The 21,092-nt window shown below is 57.7% G+C and carries 17 protein-coding genes; 10 read left to right on the top strand and 7 right to left on the bottom strand.

What is annotated here, in order from left to right; genetic code table 11:
* Positions 1-4: 4 nt before the first annotated feature.
* Complete coding sequence (locus AYR66_RS09460; RefSeq protein ID WP_088707289.1) at positions 5-265, bottom strand: hypothetical protein; 261 nt, start codon at positions 263-265, stop codon at positions 5-7.
* Between the two features lie 202 nt (positions 266-467).
* Here AYR66_RS09460 and AYR66_RS09455 point away from each other — a divergent pair, with 202 nt between their 5' ends.
* Positions 468-1,244: a YdcF family protein gene (locus tag AYR66_RS09455; RefSeq protein ID WP_088707288.1), complete on the top strand. Its 777-nt coding sequence runs from the start codon at positions 468-470 to the stop codon at positions 1,242-1,244.
* On the opposite strand, the gene prsR is transcribed toward AYR66_RS09455, so the two are convergent.
* The 3 genes from prsR to AYR66_RS09440 are packed head-to-tail and all read right to left on the bottom strand — an operon-like array spanning position 1,237 to position 6,096.
* Entirely contained in the window at positions 1,237-2,589 is a 1,353-nt protein-coding gene (prsR, locus tag AYR66_RS09450; RefSeq protein ID WP_088707287.1) for a PEP-CTERM-box response regulator transcription factor, read from the bottom strand. The genes AYR66_RS09455 and prsR overlap by 8 nt on opposite strands.
* A gap of 11 nt (positions 2,590-2,600) precedes the next feature.
* Positions 2,601-4,682: an XrtA/PEP-CTERM system histidine kinase PrsK gene (gene prsK, locus AYR66_RS09445; protein ID WP_088707286.1), complete on the bottom strand. Its 2,082-nt coding sequence runs from the start codon at positions 4,680-4,682 to the stop codon at positions 2,601-2,603.
* 16 nt (positions 4,683-4,698) lie between these two features.
* Positions 4,699-6,096 (bottom strand): TIGR03013 family XrtA/PEP-CTERM system glycosyltransferase, encoded by a 1,398-nt coding sequence (locus AYR66_RS09440; RefSeq protein ID WP_088707285.1) that lies wholly within the window; start codon positions 6,094-6,096, stop codon positions 4,699-4,701.
* Between the two features lie 301 nt (positions 6,097-6,397).
* Here AYR66_RS09440 and AYR66_RS09435 point away from each other — a divergent pair, with 301 nt between their 5' ends.
* The 9 genes from AYR66_RS09435 (at position 6,398) to AYR66_RS09395 (ending at position 18,462) form a co-directional block, all read left to right on the top strand.
* The gene (locus tag AYR66_RS09435) at positions 6,398-7,285 is read left to right on the top strand and encodes a lytic transglycosylase domain-containing protein (RefSeq protein ID WP_206047117.1); all 888 of its coding nucleotides are present in this window, start codon (positions 6,398-6,400) and stop codon (positions 7,283-7,285) included.
* A gap of 192 nt (positions 7,286-7,477) precedes the next feature.
* On the top strand, positions 7,478-7,879 hold the full coding sequence (locus AYR66_RS09430) for a hypothetical protein (RefSeq protein WP_088707283.1): 402 nt from the start codon (positions 7,478-7,480) through the stop codon (positions 7,877-7,879).
* A 245-nt stretch (positions 7,880-8,124) separates the two neighbouring features.
* Positions 8,125-10,899, top strand: coding sequence for an XrtA/PEP-CTERM system TPR-repeat protein PrsT (prsT, locus tag AYR66_RS09425; RefSeq protein ID WP_088707282.1), 2,775 nt, complete (start codon positions 8,125-8,127; stop codon positions 10,897-10,899).
* A gap of 171 nt (positions 10,900-11,070) precedes the next feature.
* Positions 11,071-11,760: an N-acyl amino acid synthase FeeM domain-containing protein gene (locus AYR66_RS09420; RefSeq protein ID WP_234814864.1), complete on the top strand. Its 690-nt coding sequence runs from the start codon at positions 11,071-11,073 to the stop codon at positions 11,758-11,760.
* 35 nt (positions 11,761-11,795) lie between these two features.
* A complete protein-coding gene (locus AYR66_RS09415) occupies positions 11,796-13,394 on the top strand; it encodes an FAD-binding oxidoreductase (protein WP_206047116.1) in 1,599 nt (532 codons plus the stop codon).
* A 192-nt stretch (positions 13,395-13,586) separates the two neighbouring features.
* The gene (locus tag AYR66_RS09410; protein ID WP_170942100.1) at positions 13,587-14,330 is read left to right on the top strand and encodes a PEP-CTERM sorting domain-containing protein; all 744 of its coding nucleotides are present in this window, start codon (positions 13,587-13,589) and stop codon (positions 14,328-14,330) included.
* Positions 14,331-14,633: 303 nt separating this feature from the next.
* Positions 14,634-15,914 (top strand): nucleotide sugar dehydrogenase, encoded by a 1,281-nt coding sequence (locus AYR66_RS09405; protein ID WP_088707280.1) that lies wholly within the window; start codon positions 14,634-14,636, stop codon positions 15,912-15,914.
* Between the two features lie 25 nt (positions 15,915-15,939).
* Positions 15,940-16,971: an SDR family oxidoreductase gene (locus AYR66_RS09400; RefSeq protein WP_088707279.1), complete on the top strand. Its 1,032-nt coding sequence runs from the start codon at positions 15,940-15,942 to the stop codon at positions 16,969-16,971.
* Between the two features lie 42 nt (positions 16,972-17,013).
* On the top strand, positions 17,014-18,462 hold the full coding sequence (locus tag AYR66_RS09395; protein ID WP_088707278.1) for a right-handed parallel beta-helix repeat-containing protein: 1,449 nt from the start codon (positions 17,014-17,016) through the stop codon (positions 18,460-18,462).
* 10 nt (positions 18,463-18,472) lie between these two features.
* On the opposite strand, the gene AYR66_RS09390 is transcribed toward AYR66_RS09395, so the two are convergent.
* From AYR66_RS09390 to AYR66_RS09380, 3 genes are all read right to left on the bottom strand, one after another.
* On the bottom strand, positions 18,473-19,108 hold the full coding sequence (locus AYR66_RS09390; protein ID WP_088707277.1) for a tetratricopeptide repeat protein: 636 nt from the start codon (positions 19,106-19,108) through the stop codon (positions 18,473-18,475).
* Positions 19,105-20,400 carry a glycosyltransferase gene (locus tag AYR66_RS09385; RefSeq protein ID WP_088707276.1) on the bottom strand — a complete coding sequence of 432 codons (1,296 nt, stop codon included), beginning with the start codon at positions 20,398-20,400 and terminating at the stop codon, positions 19,105-19,107. Before AYR66_RS09385 ends, AYR66_RS09390 begins: the two co-directional genes overlap by 4 nt.
* Positions 20,394-21,092 (bottom strand): hydrolase 1, exosortase A system-associated (locus AYR66_RS09380; RefSeq protein ID WP_088709714.1); only part of this gene is annotated, 699 nt, incomplete at its 5' end. The genes AYR66_RS09385 and AYR66_RS09380, both read right to left, overlap by 7 nt.

Raw genomic sequence — 21,092 nt, 5'->3', positions numbered from 1 at the left:
GGGGTCAGCCGTTAGACGGCGGAGCGGACTGCTGAATCGGCATCGGTTCGCGCAGCAAATGCGCCATGACGAAGTCGCATCCTGTCGCAGCCAGCCAGCCGGCGAGCGCCGCAGGCAGCCAGCCGATGGCGATACCGCCGATCCAGCCGAGCTGAAGCATCATCACGACATAGACGGCCGCAAAGGCAAGCAGGCCCATGACAATACCAATCCTGCCGGCGACGACATTGGGGCTGGATTCGATGTAAGTGGCGTTAATATGCATATAACACCTTTCCAATGACTAATACGTTGTGAAAGTTCGAGTGTATTGAATCAAGTTAAGTTCCCAACAAGACTTGCATCAAGGAAATTTATATTTTGTTGCATCTCAAGGGATGGAATTTCGATTTCCTTGACTTTACACAGTTCGACTGACTCTTTCCTATGACAAACGTTGACTTGATAGCAGTCAAAACTGAAGTGGCATGACCCAGTTCGATCTTTTTGCCCTCCTGCGCGAGCTCATCCTCCCGCCTGCCAGCCTGTTCATCCTGTTTGTCGCCGGGGTTCTTCTGGCGAAACGATATGTCGGTGCAGGACGCATGATTGCCGCCAGTGCAATTGCCTTGCTGTACCTGCTGTGTTCCGGGTTTGGCACCCTGGTATTCGTTGCTCCGCTGGAAGCACTCACTTCACCGCTTTCGTCTTCAAACGCGAAAGGGGCGCAGGCCATTGTCGTGCTGGCGGCAGGCCGTATTGCGGATGCGCCAGAATATGGCGGTGCCGAGCAGCCGGACTATATTGCCCTTGCACGACTGCGTTACGCCGCGCGGCTGCAGCGCGAGACCGGATTGCCGATCCTGGTTTCAGGGGGGAATGGGACGGAGGACGGCCGCTTCAAGCCGAAGGCATTGGCCATGAAGCGCGCATTGGAGGAAGAATTCGGCGTCCCGGTGCGCTGGGTCGAGCCCGCGTCCGCAAACACCGCGCAGAATGCCGAGTTCTCGGCGCGTAGTCTGAAACAGGAAAACATCCGCCGTATCTTGCTGGTCACGGACGCGATGCATATGCCGCGCGCGGTGATGGCTTTCAAGGGCGAGGGGCTGGAAGTGGTTGCGGCGCCGACCGTGTTCTTCGGTAGCACGATGCGTGCGTGGCTGTACCCGCTGCCGACAGCCGAGAACCTGCGCCGCACCTACTACGCCCTGTACGAATGGATCGGCCTTGTGTGGTACAAGCTGCGGAACGTGCCGCCTACTTGATGCCGTACTTGTTCATCAGGTCGTAAAGTGTCGGCCGGCTGATGCCCAGCAGTTCGGCCGCCTTGACCGCGTTGCCGTCGACGCGCGCCAGCGCCTTGATTAGCGCCTTGTGGCCCGCCTCGTCGCGCACCTGCCGCAGGTTGAGCGGTTCATCGGGTTCCGCAGCTGCCGCCAGGCCCAGGTCTTCGGCCGTGATCTGGGGGCCGTCGGCCATGATGACTGCGCGCTTGATGCAGTTCTCCATCTCACGCACGTTGCCCGGCCATGCATGGGTCTCGATTCGGACCATCGCATCTTCGCTGAAATTCAGCGACGAGCGTCCTTCCTGCGCGCAGAACTTGTTCTTGAAATGGTGTGCCAGCAGCGCCGCATCGCCAATCCGGTCGCGCAGCGACGGGATCATGATCACGATTTCGCTCAGCCGGTAATACAAGTCTTCCCGGAAGCGCCCCGAAGCGACCATGTCCTTCAGGTTCTGGTGGGTCGCGCACACGACGCGCACGTCGACTGGAATTTCGGCACGTCCGCCGATGCGCTCCACCACGCGCTCCTGCAGGAAGCGCAAGAGCTTGGCCTGCAGCGCCATCGGCAAGTCACCCACTTCATCGAGGAAGAAGGTACCGCCTGACGCCAACTCGATCTTTCCCAGCGTCTGCTTGGCCGCGCCGGTGAACGCACCTTTTTCATAACCGAACAGTTCGCTTTCCAGCAGGTTCTCCGGGATCGCCGCGCAATTGATCGCCATGAAGCGCTTGCTGCTGCGCGCGCTCAACTGGTGCAGCGCACGCGCCAGCACTTCCTTGCCGGTGCCGCTATTACCCAGCAACATGACCGTGGCCGAGGTCGGTGCGACCTTTTCGATGTTGCGGCACACCTTCAGCATGCCCGGGTCGCGCGTGATGATACCGCCCAGCGGCGACTCCACGCGGTTCATCTGCAGCCAGCGGTTTTCCTGCTGCAGTCCATGCAGGTAGAAAGCGCGTTCGACGATCAGGTTCAGCACCGAGGGGTCGATCGGCTTCTGGTGGAAATCGTAGGCGCCCATCGCGATTGCCTGCACCGCATTCGCGTGGTCCTGGTTGCCGGTCAGGACAATGACCTTGGTGTCCGGCGCGAGCGAAAGGATTTGCTGCAGCAACGCCAGGCCTTCGCTCGACCCGTCCGGATCGGGCGGCAATCCGAGATCCATGGTGATGACTGCCGGTTCATGGCGGCGCAGCTGTGCCAGCGCACTTTCGCGGTCGCTGGCGGTCAGTACTTCATAGGCGTCCAAGCTCCAGCGCAGCTGCTTCTGCAGGCCGGCGTCGTCTTCGACAATCAGCAATTTCCTCTTATCCTGGCTCACGGTATTCCTCTTTACGCGGCGTTCGACACGCAATCCTGCTCGTCGACATACAGCGGCAGGCTCACCCTGAAGGTTGTGCCTTTCGACGGCTCGCTGTCAACATCCAGCTGGCCGCCGATCTGGTGGACATATTCCCGGGTCTCGAATACACCGATGCCCATGCCGGCCGCCTTGGTCGATTCGAATGGCTTGAACAGCCTCGCCTGAATGAACTGCTCGCTCATTCCGCTGCCGGTGTCGATCACCTCGATCACTGCGCTGCCGTCCTGTTCGGTCAGCCTGACAGTCACCTGCCCGCCGCGCGGCGTCGCTTCGACGGCATTCTGGATCAAATGGCCGATCACCCGTTCCAGCCGTACCGCGTTGGCCGACACAGCCAATCCGGAGCGGTGCAGGTCGAGCTGCGGTTTCGGTTCCGCGGCACCCTTCGATGCGATTGCTTGCTGCAAAATCTTGTCGAGGACGACAGGGCCCGATTTCTCGGTCGTCGATTCCCGGTTGAACTTCTGCAAGAGTACCCGCATTTTCACCACGGCATGCTCGATGGTTTCCACCATGTCGCGCTGGAATTCCTCGCTGCCCTTGTGCTTTTCCGCATTCGCCACCAGCAGCGCAAGCTGCGCCACCAGGTTCTTCAGGTCGTGCACCACGAAGGTGGACATGCGATTGAAGGTTTCGAACTGGCGTGCGACCGCGAGGGCATCTGCAGATTCCTGCTTGGCCAGATAGCCGGCGGTCTGGATGCCGACGATCTTGAGCAGATCGAGCACTTCCCAGTTCAGCGTGACCTTGCTGCGCGCCTCCGACAGCACGACAAATCCGAGCAAGGTCGTGTTCTGCATCAAAGGCACGACCAGCCAGGCTTGCGGAAACTGGCGCAGCCAGCCTGGCAGCGACAGGCCTTCGTATTTTTCCGGCTGCGCGTCGAATTCCTGGATATCGATGATCCACTGCCGGTTGCGCAGGAAGTTGCACAACGCGCTGTCGGCCGGTTCCGGTTCATTGGCAAAGGAGGTGTTCCATTTTGCCGATGCAACATACTGGTCCGTCTCGTTGCGCGTGTACAGCACACCCTTCGAACTCTCTACCAGCTGGGCAATCGCTTCAATTGCACGTTCGCCGAGCTGCGGCCCTTCCACCGAGAGCATGCGTGTGAATTTCAGCCATTCCTCGCGGTAGTCATAACCGTAGTTGTAGAAGTGCTTGCTGATGAACACCCTCAGCCATGAGCGGAATGTGCCGGAAAACAGAACAGCGACGAGCAGGAAGAAAGCCCCGAACAGGAAAGTCGCCTGCAGCACCGAGCCCCATTCGCCGCCAAAGAAGCGCAGGTAATACCCTGCGGCTGCCACTGTCAGCAGATAGATCGCCGAACCGATCAGCGTCACCGAATGGAAAAGGATGCGGCGCGAAACCGAGATGCCGACCGACCAATCCGGATTGCGCGCCGCCGACACGGCAATCAACGGTACTGCGAAGGCAATCGCGCCGCCGCGCGCAGCCCAGATCTCGGCATTCACCTGGCGGAACAGCAGTGCATCGACATAGAGATAAAAATCGTACGCAAAAATGCCGCCAATGCCCAGGCAGGCAAACTTGATGGCCCAGCGCGACTTCTCGGCAGTGCTCCTGAACAGCTGCTCGATCAGCAGCATGCCCATGACCGCCATGATGATGAAGCCCGGGCTGCCACTGATCATGCCGGCCAGGTCGCCGACAACACCGTCGTCCACATACGCGACGATATAGGTCAGGGCCAGCAGCAGGTAGAGCCCGGCAAAAAGCACTACCTGTTTGCTGAGGCGGAGGCCGAGGATGAGGTGCGTGCGGTAGGACGGGCTGAGTACGCCGAGCAGGAAGGCGCTCCAGCTCGCGTTGCGTAAGATTTCAAGCAGGCCGATCTGCATCGAGATCGGCAGGTTGCGCATGGCCGCCAAGACAATTGCGCCGGCCCAGACGACGGTCATGCCGCAGGCGAGAACGAGCAGCGCACCGTGCCGGCCACCGCGCCATCTCACCAGCAGCAGGGCAAACAGCAGCAGGTAGGCAGCCGTGGCTACCGAGTAGCTGACGCCTGCAATGACGGACCACATCAGTACCGTCCGGATTTCATCGGCTGCCCTTGCCGAGGATGACGACCTGTAGCGTATCGATCAGGATCAGAAGGTCCAGGAACAGGCTGTTGTTCTTTACGTAGTACAGGTCGTACTGCAGTTTTTGCACCGCGTCCGCCACTGATGCACCGTAGTGGTACCGGACCTGGGCCATGCCCGTGATGCCGGGCTTGATGCTGTGGCGGACGTTGTAATAGGGGATTTCCTCGCACAGTTGCTTGACGAAATAAGGGCGTTCCGGGCGCGGGCCTACGAAGCTCATTTCGCCTTTCAGCACATTCAGGATCTGCGGGAATTCGTCGATGCGCAACAGACGGATGATGCGCCCGATACGGGTCGTGCGCGGATCCGATTTGGCAGCCCATTGCGGTGTGCCTGCGCGTTCCGCATCGACGCGCATGCTGCGGAATTTGAGCACCATGAAGTGCTTGCCGTCCTTGCCTACGCGTTCCTGGCGATAGAAGATCGGCCCGCGATCCTCGAGGAAGATCAGCAGCGCGGTCACGACAAGCAGGGGCAGGGCAACGATCAGCACGGTAATGCTGACCACCATGTCAAAGGCCTTCTTGCCCGCCGTGCGGAGAAATCCCTGGTCGAAGCCGGTGCCGAATACCAGCCAGCTCGGTTGCAGCGAGTCGACGCGAATCTGGCATGCTTCGCGTTCGAAGAACGCCGACGAGTCCGTCACCTTGATGCCGATGGTCTTGCACCTCAGGAGATCCTTGATCGGCAGTCCGCCTCCGCGGCGGTTCTGCACGGCCACGATGATCTCGGTCACATTCAGGCGCTTGACGAGATCGTCTACCGGCTCATTCGAAGGCAGCAGCGCCGACGCGGGCACGCAGATATCCGGTTCCTTCGTGGGTACGTAGCCGACGATCTTGTACTTGTGATTCAGCCGGCCGTCCTGTGCAAGCACGGTGCACTCCTGGGCAAGTGCTCCGGCACCGAGGAACAGGATGCGCGATTCGAGCAGGCGCGTCTGGGCCGACTTGAAGAACACCACGCGCGTGAAGAGGATGGCCGGCACGGCCACCATGAACATGAAACCGAGGATGCCTCGGCCCATGTAGAGATCCGGCAGCACATAGAACACCAGCGTCATCAGCACGAACCCGAGCACGCACGCCGGCATCAGGCGCAAAAAGGTTGCGCGGAAGCTTTCGCGAAAAACGATCTGGTACATGCCGAACGCACTCATGCTTGCAATCATCACGACGGCAAACGCGAGCGCGGACGACAGCATGCTGTCGCGCTTGATGGCCTCGTTAACGTCCAGGTCCAGAAAGCGCAATGACACTCCGAGATATGCGGACCCGACGAGCACAAGCGATTCCACGAGCAGCAAAGTCACCGCTGCTGCCGAAACGAAGTGATTGGAAATCCTTAGCATCTAGTGCTCTCCCGAATTTTCTGCATATGGTTCTGAACGGGGATGCGACGGTACCGTCGTGCAATGTTGACAGGAGACATAAATGTAACAAAATATAACGACTATTAGTTCGACTTCTTATTGATTTTTGTACACATTTGCACAACATGTTTTGTGCATGTAACACGCCGATGAATTGATGCTCGGCAACTTATGCAGGGACGTGATACCTGCCTCCCACATATATGGGATTTCTCGCCAACTTTCACGGCGAACATATCGTTTCAGCTTAGCAACCGCTTTATTGTTGTCGAGGGAAGAAGTGTCTTCATTCGTCTTATCTGTCGTATTCGCGACACTGGCCCTCGTTGCGGGATCGCCTATCGCGCAAACGCTGGCAACAAGTGAACAAATGCCATTGCTTGCGCCAGAGCTCGTTGCTCTTGGCAATCGCTATCAGCATGGCGAAGGTGTTGACCGGGACTTGCCGCGCGCACTTGCTGTTTACTGCCGTGCGGCAAAACTTGGTGATGCGCAGGCCTTCTATGAAATGGGCTGGATGTATGCGAACGCACGCGGGGTGGAGCGTGATGACAGCACCGCCCGCTACTTGTTTGAACAGGCTGCGGCGCAAGGGCATGCCCACGCGCCGCAAGTGCTGCGTTACATTACTCCGTCAACTCTGTCAGCCGTACCTGCATGCCTGCGTCCGGATCCGGTTGTCGCGCAAGAGGAAGACACTTATGAGCATCCTTATCCGCGCGGACCCATCTTCGAACTCGTGAACCGTCTTGCGCCGAGCTACGGTGTCGACCCGCGGTTGGCACTCGCGGTCATTTCCATCGAATCGGGATTCCAGCCGAAAGCCGTTTCACCGAAAAATGCGCAAGGCCTCATGCAGCTCATGCCGGATACGGCTCATCGCTTCCGCGTCCGCAACGCCTTTGACCCCGAAGACAACATCAAGGGAGGACTGGCTTATCTCCGCTGGTTGCTCGCCTATTTCCAGGGGAACGTTCCGCTTGTCGCCGCCGCATACAATGCAGGCGAACGAGCGGTCGAGTCCTACGGCGGCATTCCTCCGTATACAGAAACACGTGACTACGTCCGCAAGATCGCGCGCCTTTATCGCAAGGCCATCCATCCTTTCCAATCGCACATTGTCGAGGCATCGCCCTTGATGACCAGGCTGCAAAATATTTCCAAATAGAAATTGTTTATATTTCTACGTCGAAATAATTTACACCTTGTGTAACCGATTTTCGCTAAGTCCTTCTTTCTTTTCACTTTTTAAAGCCGGGCATTTTTTATGCTTGTCGTAAAAAATGTGACAGAAGGCAATATTCGTCGTTGATAGACGTACGCATAGGCGTGCGCCTCCAATCATGAAGGGAAGATCTTGATGACGACCAGCACGCTGGACAGCCAGAAGCGATACGATCCCAATCGCTTGATGGATGCCCTTATCGATATTTTGCAGCTGGACAGTGACATGGCCTTGTCGCAAGCGCTCGAGGTGCCGCCGCTCGTCATTAGCTATATACGCTATCGCAACTATCCGGTTGCGCCTTCCATCCTGATCCGGATGCATGACATCACGCGCCTCAGCATCCAGGAATTACGCGACATCATGGGTGACCGCCGCAAGACAGTCCGCACTAGCTACGACATGGTCCTGCTTGGTGATGGCGACGCGCCCGATCAGCGGGAAGAGGCGCTCCATGCGTCACAGAACGAGCGAATGTTTTATCTGTTCATGGTGGCCGGCCTACTCTACGTCGCCTGGTATTTCATCCTGCATTGATTCGTCACCATGTAGTTCCTTCCGTCACCGGCTCCTTCAAGCCGGAGTCCCACTCTCCCTCTCTAAAAAATGCTCTGTGGAAAGAACAGTTGACTGTGTACATTTTTCCATTGTGCGTCACCACAATTCACACATGACTTTCGGAAGTTTTGTTAATCTTTAGGAAAAATTGCATTACGGATTCAACTTCGTTTCCGCCAGGAAAATCCTAACGTAGTCCATCCCTCCGAGAGTTGAGAACAGGCATGAAGATCGAAACCCGCGTCGTCGCGACGCTCGCTTTGGCCATGATATGTGCCGGTCTGCTGACCGCATGCAGCAAAAGCCAGGACACGCAGGCACTGGTTGCCGAAGCAAAGTCATACCAGCAGAAAGGCGAGATAAAAGCCGCGATCATTCAGCTCAAGAACGCCGTCCAGAAAAGTCCCGAAGATCGCGAAGTGCGCCGCCTGCTCGGCATGTTGCACTTCCAGGCAAATGACCCGCTCTCGGCAGAGAAGGAGTTGCGCAAGGCGCTTGAACTTGGCGCCGCACCCGCTGACGTGCTGCCGACGCTCGGAAAGGTCCTGCTCATCCAAGGCCAGTTCCAGAAGGTGCTGGATGAAGTAAAGCAGAACGCCGGCGAAAAGCAGGATCCCCAGATACTTGCAGTACGCGGCGATGCCTATTTCGCCTTGGGGAAGCGCGAAGAGGCACGTGACTCCTACAACGCTGCCATCAAGGAAAATCCCGAGGGTTCCGATGCGTACATCGGATTGGCCAAGCTGGCAGTGTCGGAGAACAAGCTGGATGACTCCGCATCGTTTGCGGATCAGGCTATTGCCAAGAATCCGGCAAATATCGAAGCGTGGATGTTCAAGGGTGACCTGATGCGCCTTCGACGCAAGCCGGAGGATGCGATTGCTGCCTACAAGAAGGCAACTGAACTTCGCCCGAACTCCATCGCGCCCTACCTTTCGCGCGCACACATTTACATCAATGCCGGAAAGTTCGACCTCGCCAAATCGGAGATCGACACCGCGCGCAAGCAGGATGCACAGTCGCTTCACGTAACCTATACGCAGGCGCTGCTCGATTTCAGCCAGGGCAAGCACGCCGCAGCGCAGGAATCGATCCTTCAGGTCCTGCGTGTCGCGCCCGAACACATGCCTTCGGTGCTGCTTGCTGGTGCCATCCAGTACGCACTCGGTTCGACGCAGCAAGCAGAACAGCACTTGAAGCGCTACCTCGAACGCAACCCCGGCCACCCCTACGCATCAAAGCTGCTCGTCGCGACACTGCTCAAGAACGGGGATACCCCGCGCGCGCTCAAGATCCTGACGCCGCTGCTCAGGGATGCGGACAAGGATCCGCAGATCCTGACGCTTGCCGGCGAAGCCTACATGCACGCACGCGATTTTTCCAAGGCAATCGAGTACCTGGAAAAGGCCAGCGCGGTTGCCCCCGACGCGGCCATCATCCGTACCGCACTCGGATTGAGCCGTCTGGCGAAGGGCGAAGATGCGCGCGGCATCGCCGAACTGGAAATGGCGACCAATATGGATCCCCAGCCCGCGCAGTCCGCGGCGCTGCTGGTCATGACACATATCCGGAACAAGGACTTCGACAAGGCGATCGCTACGGTCAACAAGCTTGAAAAAGACGAGGCCGGAGGCCCCATCCTGCAAAACCTAAAAGGCGTGGCCTACCTCGGGAAAAAGGACGCTGCGGCTGCCCGGAGCAGCTTCCAGAAAGCACTTTCGCTGCAACCCGACTTCCTTCCCGCCGTCGTCAACCTCGCACGCTTGGATATCGTCGAGAAAAAGCCGGACGCCGCAAAGAAGCGTTTCGAGGCCTTCCTCCAGGTTGACAAGAAAAACCCGCAAGCAATGACGAAACTGTCGGAACTCGCGATGTCGCAGGGCCAGAAGGAAGAAGCGACCATGTGGCTGGAACGCGCGAGCAACGAAAATCCGGGTGACCTGAAACAAGCCATTAACCTCGCAACGCATTACCTGCAAATCGGTGAAAAGCAAAAGGCATTCAGTCTTGCGCAGAAACTCCAGACGACCAACCCAGGTAGTACCGAAGCCCTTGAATTGCTGGCCCAAACCCAGTTTGCGACCAATGACCTTCCTGCATCGTTGCAGTCGTACAAAAAGCTTGCCGTTCTCAATCCGACCTCGCCGATCATTCAGTACCGCATCGCTTCGGTTCTCATGACGATGCAGAACCAGAATGCATCTGCGGAAGCCCTGAAGGCCGCATTGAACATCAAGCCCGACTATCTGGAGGCTCAACTGGCATTGGCCAACATTGAAATCCGCCGATCGAATTACGACCAGGCGATGAAACTTGCCAAGCAAATCCAGAAGTACTCGCCAAAGAGCGCCACCGGGTATCTCCTCGAAGGCGACATCCTGATGGTGCAGAAGAAGCACGAGCCTGCATTCAAGGCCTTCGAGCAGGCGTTTGCCAATAGTACCTCCGGCGCAGCAGTCATCAAGATCCACCAGGCGCTTACCCACACCGGCAAGGGCAAGGAAGGCATTGCACGCTTGAATCAATGGGTCAAGGATCACCCGGGCGACATGACGACGCGCCTGTATCTCGCCACTGCCTATACCGGCGAGCAGCAGTTCGCGGAAGCGATCGACCAGTACCAGAAGGTGCTGCAATCGGATCCGAAGAGTGTCGCCGCCCTGAACAATCTCGCGATCATCTACCAGCAGCAAAAGAATGCCCGCGCGCTGGAGTATGCGGAGAAGGCGCATAACCTCGCCCCCGAGAACGCGGCCATACTGGACACCCTCGGTTGGATCCTGGTCGAACAAGGTAACCTCACTCGCGGCATCCAGCTACTCCAGAAAGCGGTTACGCTCGTACCCGAAGCGCACACCATCCGTTTCCATCTGGCACAGGGCTTTGTGAAGATGGGCGACAAGACCAAGGCGCGCCGAGAAATCGAACAATTGCTCGCATCTGGCAGGCCATTCGACCAGGCTGAAGAAGCACGCTCGCTACTTAAACAGCTTAACTAGAGACAACAACGACAATAAGAACGCTCCCGCCAGGGATGGATATTCCCGGCGACGCATCCTCTACACACCATAATTTGCGGAGTCCAGTCTATGCTCAGTGCCCGTTCGGAATATAGGGGCGCCTTCACACGCAATCCTTTTCCGATTTTTTCCATGGAGCCTAAACAGGAAATGATTGAATCCACGCTCGCGCCGCCCGAGCCCTCGGATGCGGTCGTCCTGAGCGTCAAGGATTTCAAGATCCGTTTGGCCGACACCGCGGCCGGACGGAATTCCGCCAGCATGCTTATCGACAAAATGTATTCCTGGCGCGGATATACCGGTACCCAGCCGCTCCAGTCCAGCCCCAACCGGATTACGCTCACCGCGTACATGAAAGAAGAACTGATCGGCACGGTCACCCTGGCCATTGACTCGCCGATCGGCCTGCTGGCCGACGAAATTTTCCAGGACCAGCTCGACCGCTACCGAGGTCCCGGACGCAAGCTCTGTGAGCTGACCAAGCTTGCGGTGGACTCGAAAGTCGACTCCAAATTTGCGCTGGCATCCCTGTTCCACATCTGCTTCATCTACGCGCGCCGCCTGCATGGCTGCACCGATGTTTTCATCGAAGTGAATCCGCGGCATCGCGGGTACTATGAGCGCGTCCTTGGCTTCACCCGCCTCGGCGAGCTGAAGACCAACCCGCGCGTCAATGCACCGGCTTTCCTCCTATGGCTCGATCTCGACCACGTCGAAGACCAAATCCAGCAGCACGGTGGTACCAGTGACCAGGCGGCCGCCTCGAGATCCCTTTATCCATATTTCTTTTCGCCGCGCGAAGAGACCGGCATTACGCAACGACTGATCAATCTGAACTGAGCGGCATTTCACCTCATTTTCCTGGGAGGTCGCACATGATGAACCTGACGGCTGCAATCGGCGAATGGCAAACACTTCTCGGCGCTGCGAATGTGTTGCAGGCTGATGACGCGCAGAAGGCATACGATAAGGACGCCAGCGGAATCAAGCGGCGCATACCCGCCGCCCTGCGTATCCAGGATGCGGGTTCGGTGCCTGAAGCCATGCGTATCGCCGCCAGGAACAAGATTGCCGTGTACCCGATCAGTACTGGACACAACTGGGGATATGGCACCTCTTTGCCGGTTCGCGATGACTGCGTAATCATCGACCTGTCAGGCATGCGAAAAATCGTGCATTTCGACGCCGAACTCGGTGTCGTCACTGTCGAACCCGGCGTAACACAGGAAATGCTGGCCGAATTTCTTGATGCCGGAGGCCATCCATTCCTGGTGCCCGTAACTGGTGGCGGACCGCAGTGCAGCCTGCTGGGAAATGCGCTGGAGCGCGGCTACGGCATCACGCCGTATACCGACCATTTCGCCGCCGTGACCGACATCGAGGCCGTCCTTGCAGATGGCAGCCTGTACCGCACTGCACTACGCGAGGCGGCAGGTGACGACCTGGCCCGTCTCTTCAAGTGGGGCCTTGGCACCTATTCGGCGGGGTTGTTCACGCAAAGCGGCTTCGGCATTGTGACGCGCATGACGATTGCGCTGGCGCGGAGACCCGAATGCGTCAAGGTGTGCTTCTTCAGCCTGAAGGAAGACGCCTTGCTGGAACCCACCGTCGCAGCTATCCGGGACATCATCAGCCGGCTTCCGGGCACAATCGGCGGCATCAACCTGATGAACCAGCACCGCGTGCTCGCCATGTCGGCTCCTTATCCCACGGACCGGATCGGTCCCGACGGATTGATTCCAGAGTCCGTCATCCAGGAACTTGGACGCCAGTACCAGGTATTTCCCTGGACAGGATTCGGAACTGTGTACGGGACGCGCCGGATGGTTGCTGCTGCACAGAAGGAAATGAAGGCCGCGCTCGCGGGCAAGGTTAGCCGACTGGTTTTCATCAGCCCTGCCGGCGCGAAGGCTTTGTCCAAGCTGGCCGCTTTCCTGCCCGGGGCGGCGGGACAACGTCTGGGAAGTACTTCGAATACCCTTGCCAAGGCCCTGGAACTGGTCAATGGGCGTCCGAATGAAACTGCCCTCCCGCTAGCCTATTGGCGTAATCCGACACCCCCGCAAGGCGATTCGCTCGATCCGTCCCGCGACGGTTGCGGCCTGATCTGGTACGCACCGCTGGTGCCGATGCGTCCGGGCTCTGTCCGTGCCTACGCCGACATGGTGAAGCGCATCGCTGTGGCGCACGGCATCGAACCGCTGATCACATTTACCTCGATCAGCGACAAGCTGTTCGACAGCACCGTTCCGATTATTTTCAGGCGCGAGGACGAGCAGGCGCTGGCCCGCGCGACCGCATGCTATGAGAATCTCCTCCAGGAGGGGCGCCTGTCGGGATTTTTTCCATATCGTGTCGGCGTGAACACCATGTCCACACTGTCGAGCCTTCAAAACGATTCTCTGAGGTTCCACAAGAGGCTGCGGCACGCGGTCGACCCCGATAATCTCCTGTCCCCGGGGCGTTACCAGTGATTGTCGCTAGAGCGACTGTCGGTTTTTTTTACAATGATTTTTGGCAATTTGGCATTGAAGCCGCACTCCAGAGATAAATTCCTTCAAAAACAGTGCCTTACCAAAATGTTCAGATCTTGGCACGGCATGTGCTTTACTCCTTGCAGCAAGGAAGGATTTAGATCAGGAAACGGATACTCAAGGAGATTTTCAATGAAAATGTTCAAAAAATTGCTCGCAGGCGTAGCACTTGCCGCCGCAACGGCTACAGCGGCACAGGCAAGCAATATCAATATCGGTGGCGTGATCTGGAATCCGGATGCACCACTGGACTTCAGCGGCACTTCGGCAACCCTGTCCCAGTTCATCAATCCGATTACAGGCGAACTGTCGGGTTTCGGCGTTGTTACCACGATCAACGGAACGGGTGTGGGCACGTTCTGCCCTGGATGCGAACTGACCGTGCAGTACGGCGGTTACACTCCGATCGGAGGCGCCGCGGTACCGGGTCCCGCAGGCGGAGGCTCGCAAATCTTTTATGAAGGCGGTTTTGTGAAGGTGTATGTCGACCATACTCCGGATGCCGACCCGACTGATCCGCTGCTGCTGAACGCTGGCAACACTACCGACGGCGCCTTGTGGTTGGATATGGTGGGACACGCTGTCAATGGCGTGACGCTGACCGGCTTCAACTTCTTCCCGTCCTTCCTGCTCGGCAAGGGCCTGTGGGATGTCGTCGGCGGCCTTGCCAAGGGCAACCTGGATACCAACACCAAAGAAGACGGATCGGATTTGTCGTTCACGAACAGCTTCACTTCTTTCCCGACGGATTCGCCGCTGTTCTCCACCGGTACAGGCAACTTCAAGGGTAATAGTATTCCTGAGCCGGGTTCCCTGCTCCTGTTGAGCCTGGGCTTGCTTGCGATTGCATCTGCGCGCATTCGCAAGAGCAGCTGATCAACTGCCTTAACTCGTCGCTTTGAATTGCGATGAGATTCAGATTGCCGTTCAGTGAAAACTGAACGGCATTTTTGTTCCTGTTGCATTCCTGCTTCCGTAGGAAAGTCCCTATTTCTACTGTTCCGCGATGTTCCCCTGATTCTCCTTCAAACCGCGAGTGTTTAAAGCTGGGACGTGCATGTTCTCTAGCCCATCATCAGGCGGCACTGGCAATCGCAACACTATGCCCGGCGTCCTGATGCTTTTTGTAAACCTATCTGTTATATTCAGACAACTTTCACATACGAAGGTGAGATTCCTATGAGCGTCGTTGCCGTTGTCGGACTCGGTTATGTCGGACTTCCGCTTGCAGTCGAATTTGGGAAAAAACAAGCGACTATCGGATTTGATTTGTCCGTCAGCAAAGTCAAAAGCTACAGGGAATATATTGATCCTACCGGTGAAGTATCTTCTGAAGACCTGCGTGCTGCACAGCATCTGAAGGTCACCAACGATCCCGCCGACCTAGCCGAGGCAGATTACATCATCGTGGCAGTGCCGACGCCTGTCGACCTCGCGCACCAGCCTGATTTCGGTGCGCTCGCAGGTGCAAGTGAAGTCGTCGGCAAGCACATGAAGCGCGGGGCGATCGTGGTTTTCGAGTCGACCGTCTATCCTGGCGCAACCGAAGAAGTGTGCGTTCCCATCATGGAAAAGCATTCCGGCATGACCTGGAAGACCGATTTCCACGTTGGCTATTCCCCGGAGCGCATCAATCCCGGCGACAAGGAACATACGCTGACGTCGATCCTGAAGGTAGTATCCGGCGATGATGCGGAAACCCTCGATCGCGTGGCGAAACTTTATGAAGTTGTCGTTCGCGCCGGTGTGCATCGTGCTTCAAGCATTAAAGTCGCCGAAGCGGCAAAGGTCATCGAAAATACCCAGCGCGATCTCAATATCGCCCTGATGAACGAGCTGGCGATCATCTTCGATAAGATCGGTATCGACACACTCGAAGTCCTCGAAGCCGCCGGAACGAAATGGAACTTCCTGCCCTTCAGGCCCGGCCTCGTTGGCGGTCACTGCATTGGCGTCGATCCCTATTACCTGACGCACAAGGCGGAGATGATCGGCTATCACCCTGAGGTCATCCTCGCGGGGCGTCGCATCAACGACAACATGGCGAAGTTCGTCGCCGAGAAAACTGTCAAGGAAATGATCCGGGCCGGCGTCAATGTCAGCGGCGCACGGGTTAATGTCCTCGGTCTGACTTTCAAGGAAAACTGCCCGGATCTGAGAAACTCCAAGGTGGCAGATGTCATCAATGAACTTCAGTCGTATGGCGTTACCGTGCATGTGCACGATCCAGTCGCTGACCCGGCAGAGGCGCGCCACGAGTACGGAATCGAACTGGAGAGCTGGGACAACCTTCCCCGGGCAGATGCCATCATTGCTGCTGTATCCCACAAGGATTTGCTTGCAAGACCGATGTCCGACTATATGGCAAAGGTAGTCAGGAAAGGATGCTTCATCGACGTGAAATCCAAATTCAATGCCGAGGCACTGAAGGATGCAGGTATCGCCGTCTGGCGGCTGTAAAAATTCAGGGACACGTGGCGGCGACATGACCAAATATCAGGCAGCACAGGAATACCTGCGTCAAAACCAGCACGCCTGGTTGGTCACTGGAGCCGCGGGCTTCATCGGCTCGAATCTTGTCGAATCTCTGCTGAAACTTGGACAAAAGGTGGTCGGGCTCGACAATTTGTCGACGGGCTATGTGCATAATCTGGAGCAGGTTGAAGAGATTGTCGGCCCGGATCACTGGCGGAATTTTCGCTTCATCAAGGCCGACATCCGCTCCCTGGATGACTGCCGACATGCTTGCCAGGACATAGACTTCGTCCTGCATGAGGCTGCACTCGGCTCGGTGTCTCGTTCGATCGACGACCCCATTCTGACCAATAGCAGCAATATCGATGGCTTCCTGAACATGCTTGTGGCCGCGCGCGATGCCGGCGTCAAACGCTTCGTCTATGCGGCGTCGAGTTCAACATACGGCGACCACCCTAAGCTGCCGAAAGTTGAGGGCGAAATCGGCCGGCCGCTTTCACCGTATGCCGTCACCAAGTACGTGAACGAACTCTATGCGGACGTGTTTGCCCGTACTTACGGGATGGAGTCGATAGGCCTGCGGTACTTCAATGTGTTCGGACCGAGGCAGGATCCGGACGGCGCCTATGCGGCGGTTATTCCGCATTGGATTGCCGCATTAATCCGGAACGGTGAACTTGCGATCAATGGCGATGGCGAAACGAGCCGGGATTTCTGCTATGTCGAGAATGTCGTGCAAGCTAATTTCCTGGCTGCGCTGACGAAGGACAGCTCAGCCGTAAACCAGGTGTACAACGTTGCGCTTGGCGACCGCACCACCTTGAACCAGCTGTACCAGTCCATGCGGACGGTGCTCTCAGGCAGGTTCGCGCATCTTCACAATCACAAACCGGTATATCGCGATTTCCGTAAGGGAGATGTCCGTCACTCGCAGGCGGATATTTCCAAGGCGAAGACGCTGCTCGGATTCTCGCCTACCCATCCAATTGATCTCGGCCTGCGGCAAGCCATGGATTGGTATGTCCGTCGGCTTGCGCCCTGACGAAGCTATTTCAAGGGCGGCCCTGAACGCGACAAAATTCCCATGCCCCGCAAACGCAAACGCCTGTCAACAAAAGGGAAGCTCGCAATTTTCCTCGGACTGGTTGCCATTTCAGGCGCGGGGCTTGCCGCTTTTCTGATCGAATCAATCGGCGTTCCACCGCGCGCGCTTGCGCCCTATATCGAACGCCGCGTCTCGCAACATAATCCCATCATCGTAAAGACCGGGGAATGGGTCGCCAGTTCGTTGACTTCGCTGGACCGTGGACAGCAGCTGGAAGGCTTGCAGTCGGCGATGCGTGTTGGCGCACAGCCCAACTCCGTCTTGCGCACCATTTTTGGCGAACCCGGCGGCAAAACCGTCAGGGTTGAATCCCCAGGTGCCGCAATAATTGCAATTGCCCAGGCGCAGCCGGGTGATGTCATTACTTTTGCTCCTGGCACCTACCGCTTCAGCGGCCAGCCCACTGTGGTAAACAAGCCGGGGACCCAGGAGTCGCGCATCGTGGTTCGTGCAGCGCAACCCGGCACGGTTACGCTGGAGCTGGACAATTCGGAAGGTTTTCTTGTCGCCGCGCCGCACTGGACCTTCGAGAATCTCGTCATTCGCGGTGTCTGCAAGTCGCATAGCAGCTGCGAGCATGCATTCCATGTCGTTGGTGATGCGCACCACTTCATTGCCCGCAATAACACCATCGTCGATTTCAATTCGCACTTCAAGATCAACGGTGTAGACGACAAGATGCCGGACGAGGGCATCATTGAAAGCAATACGCTGACGAATACCAGCATCCGGCAGACCGAGAATCCCGTCACACCGATCGACCTTGTCGCTGCGAGCCGGTGGATAATTCGCCACAACATGATTTCAGATTTCATCAAGGGGCAGTCGAACAGAACGAGTTTTGGCGCATTCGCCAAGGGTGCCGGTTCGGATAATCGCTTTGAGCAGAATGTGGTGATTTGCGAGAATAACCTCAAGGGCGCAGCTGGATATCGCGTCGGTCTCTCGCTTGGCGGTGGTGGTACCGGCCGTGCGTACTGCAGGGACCGTCGGTGCATCATGGAGCAGGAGCGCGGGGTGATCGAAGCCAACTTGATTGCTTCGTGTTCCGACGATGGAATCTATGTCAACCGGAGCGCCGGCAGCAAGGTCATCCACAATACGCTGGTCGACACTGGCGGAATTGTGGTTCGATTCCCGGAGAGCAGTGCCGACATTGAAGGTAACCTGGTCGACGGCAATATCCGAAGTCGAGATGACGGCATTGTACGCAAGCTGGACAATATCGAAACTTCGCTGACAAGTACGTATATTGGCTTGCGGCCCGTGCGTGGCCTCTATCAACCCGGCCAGCACTTTTCGTGGAAAGGCGAGCCGCCAAGGCGGACGGGCTCTACCAAGGTGCCGCTGGACCTGTGTGGCGAAAAGCGGTCCGCTACGCCAGCATACGGTGCGTTCGAACGCTTTTCTTCCTGCCTGTTGCAGTAGCGTGCACCGGTTACTTCGCCGGCGCCTCTTCCCATTTTCCCGCCTGGATCAACTTGTTTTTCAGCCCCGGCAGTGGAAAATCCTGCTCATATGCCTTCTTCGCGTGTTCCCTGGCCTTCGCATAGTCCTTCTTGTCGAAGTAGACGAGGGCCAGGTTGTAGTTGCTGGTGGCGTCATTAGGCTGCAATCTGACGGCTTCGCTGAGGTGTTCAATGGCTTCGTCGAGGCGGCCCAACTTTGACAGGAAACCGCCATAGATTGCGTGGACCGCGGGGTCGTCGGGCTGGAAGCGTAGCGCACGATTGAAATAGCATTCGAAGGAATACTTCATGCCGTTTGACTTGCTGCCCTTGGTCCGCAGGGCAAGGCGTGCCATGCTGGTGAGTGCGCGGGGATGGTTGGGGAAGGCGCGAAGTGTGTAATCGAGATCGGCGCCGAGAGCGCCGCGGTTGCCAGAAATGAGTTTCTCCACCTCGGGCGTGAAGTGCGCGCTTTCGACCAGCTTCAAGCTGTCCGCATGTATGGCTCGCTCTCGATAATCGAACGGACCATATGCATTTTCCAGGTCGCCGCAATAGCTGGCAGCGCAGCTTGTCGACAGGCTTAGGAGCGCAACGAAAAGCGCCGATCTTGCTGCGTCAATCATGTCCTGTCCTTCGGCATGGTGGCGTTTCCTGTGTCCCATACTTCCTTCGCGACGACGGCCGTCTCCAGGACCGCGGCCAGCTCTTTGCTGCGCGCGCGGCGGGAGTGGTTGCGTGCGGCCTCGACCGTTGGAATGTCTGCCTGGCCCGCGGCAGCAGCATCCAGGAAATGAATGAGTCCGCGGAGGATGTCGCTCGCGGAGTCGAGCCGGGCGATAGTCCGGACGCCAGCTGCGCGCAGGGTCGAGGCTGTGTCGCCTTCGGGATCGGTCAGGGCCAGGATCGGGCGTCGGGCACGCAGATACTCGTATAGTTTTGCCGGAATCTGGTGGTTGCAGTTGCTTGCCTGAAGGATGAGCAAGCCGTCCGCCGCAAGCATTTCGGCCAGGGCGTCGCGATAGGGGATGGGTGGTGCGAGTACGACGACCGATTCGATCTTGTGTTGGGCAATCAATTCCTTCAGGTATCCGTCGTGGCCGGTGGCACGCAGGGTGACCTGGAGCGAACCCGGGGCGATCCGACCATTGCGCAGCAGTTCCGACAGCGCTTCGAAGAAGGGGCGGGGGTCGCGTTCCGACGGATAGATCACGCCACTGTGCACCAGGGTGAACGGCCGTGTTCCGGATACGGACGGCTTGGCGGCGGATTCGGCAGACTGGAAGTTCTCTTCGTCATAGCCGTTTTCGATGACGCAGAACCGGGACGCGGGGATGTCAGGAAAACGTTCACGGTACATCCTGATCGTTCCAGGCGTCGTGCAGACTATCTTGGTGGCATGGGTGACGGTCTTCCTTTCAATCCAGCGGTAGACCTTGCGGGTAAGCGGATTGGCCGGGTAGCTGGTGTCCGTCATCGGATCGCGCATGTCGGCGACCCATGGAATGCCGGTGATGCGATGCAGCGCAAGTCCGATCAGATGCGCGGTGGCGATCGGGTAGGTCGACCAGATGACTTCGGGCTGGTATTTTCTGATCATCCTCAGCCCGGCGGGAACGGCCCCGAGCCACCACGTGACCCAGCGGTCGGGCAGCGCAAGCCAGCCGAGGTAGCGTCCCTTGATGGCGAGATGACGTGATGTATCAAGAGCGAAGGCGCGATGCACTGGTACTTCCTTCGGGATTTCCGCAACCTGGTCGTCGCTGGTGCTGGCGTACGAACGCGGGTGGGCGCTCAGCACGACCGGACTCCATTCATGTTCGGACAGGTAGCGGGAGAACTTCAATGTACGCTGGATGCCGCTGCTGCCGCGCAAGGGCGGGTAGTGATAGGCGATCATTAGCACGCGTTTTACCATGATGTGATCCAGTCCATCGTCCAGTTCGTTACCTGGTCTCGCCAGTCGCGGCGGGCGAATGTGTGGTTTGCCTCCGGCAGGTCGCGGCGTACGATCCGTTCAGCAGCAAGTGCCTTTTGCCACTTTCGCGAGCCGGCCACGAGATCCAGGAATTCTTTTGCCGTCAGATCGTTGCCGCTGATAATGAGCAGCACTTTTCCCTTGAATCGGGCAAGACCGTCGTACATGCGTTCAGGAAGCGGTGTGAGTGCCGGCACCTCTGCCGATGGCGCACTTCCGGGAGCGGAGGGCGCGGGCTCCGGTTTTCGAGCCGCCGCCTTGCAGAGCATGCCGCCGAGGGAGCGCAAGGCGGAGCCGAAGTCGAAACGGCCGGCAAGGATCTTTTTCCATAATTCCTTGTCGGCCAGTCGCGAGAGATAGTAATGGCGCAGGTAGGCTTTGGCCATGCCTTCCTCTGTCCGCACCCACGGATTCAGCAGGACAACTCCGCTTACACGGTCATCGCCATGCGCATAGAACAGCGAGGCCGATGCAGCATCGCACAGTCCCCAGAGAACCACTTCCTTGATAGCCGGGACTTCCGCCTGGAAGCAGTCGATCGCGTGGCGAATGTCGTCCTGCACGGTTTCAAAGGTCCTTGCTTCGCCATCACTGTCGCCCATGCCACGGTAATCGAACCGCATGACGGCCGT

It is taken from the genome of Noviherbaspirillum denitrificans, from assembly GCF_002211445.1.
In the GTDB taxonomy this organism is placed as follows: domain Bacteria; phylum Pseudomonadota; class Gammaproteobacteria; order Burkholderiales; family Burkholderiaceae_D; genus Noviherbaspirillum; species Noviherbaspirillum denitrificans.
The sequence above is the reverse complement of the archived record's forward strand: the minus strand, read 5'-3'. Positions and strand labels throughout refer to the sequence as shown.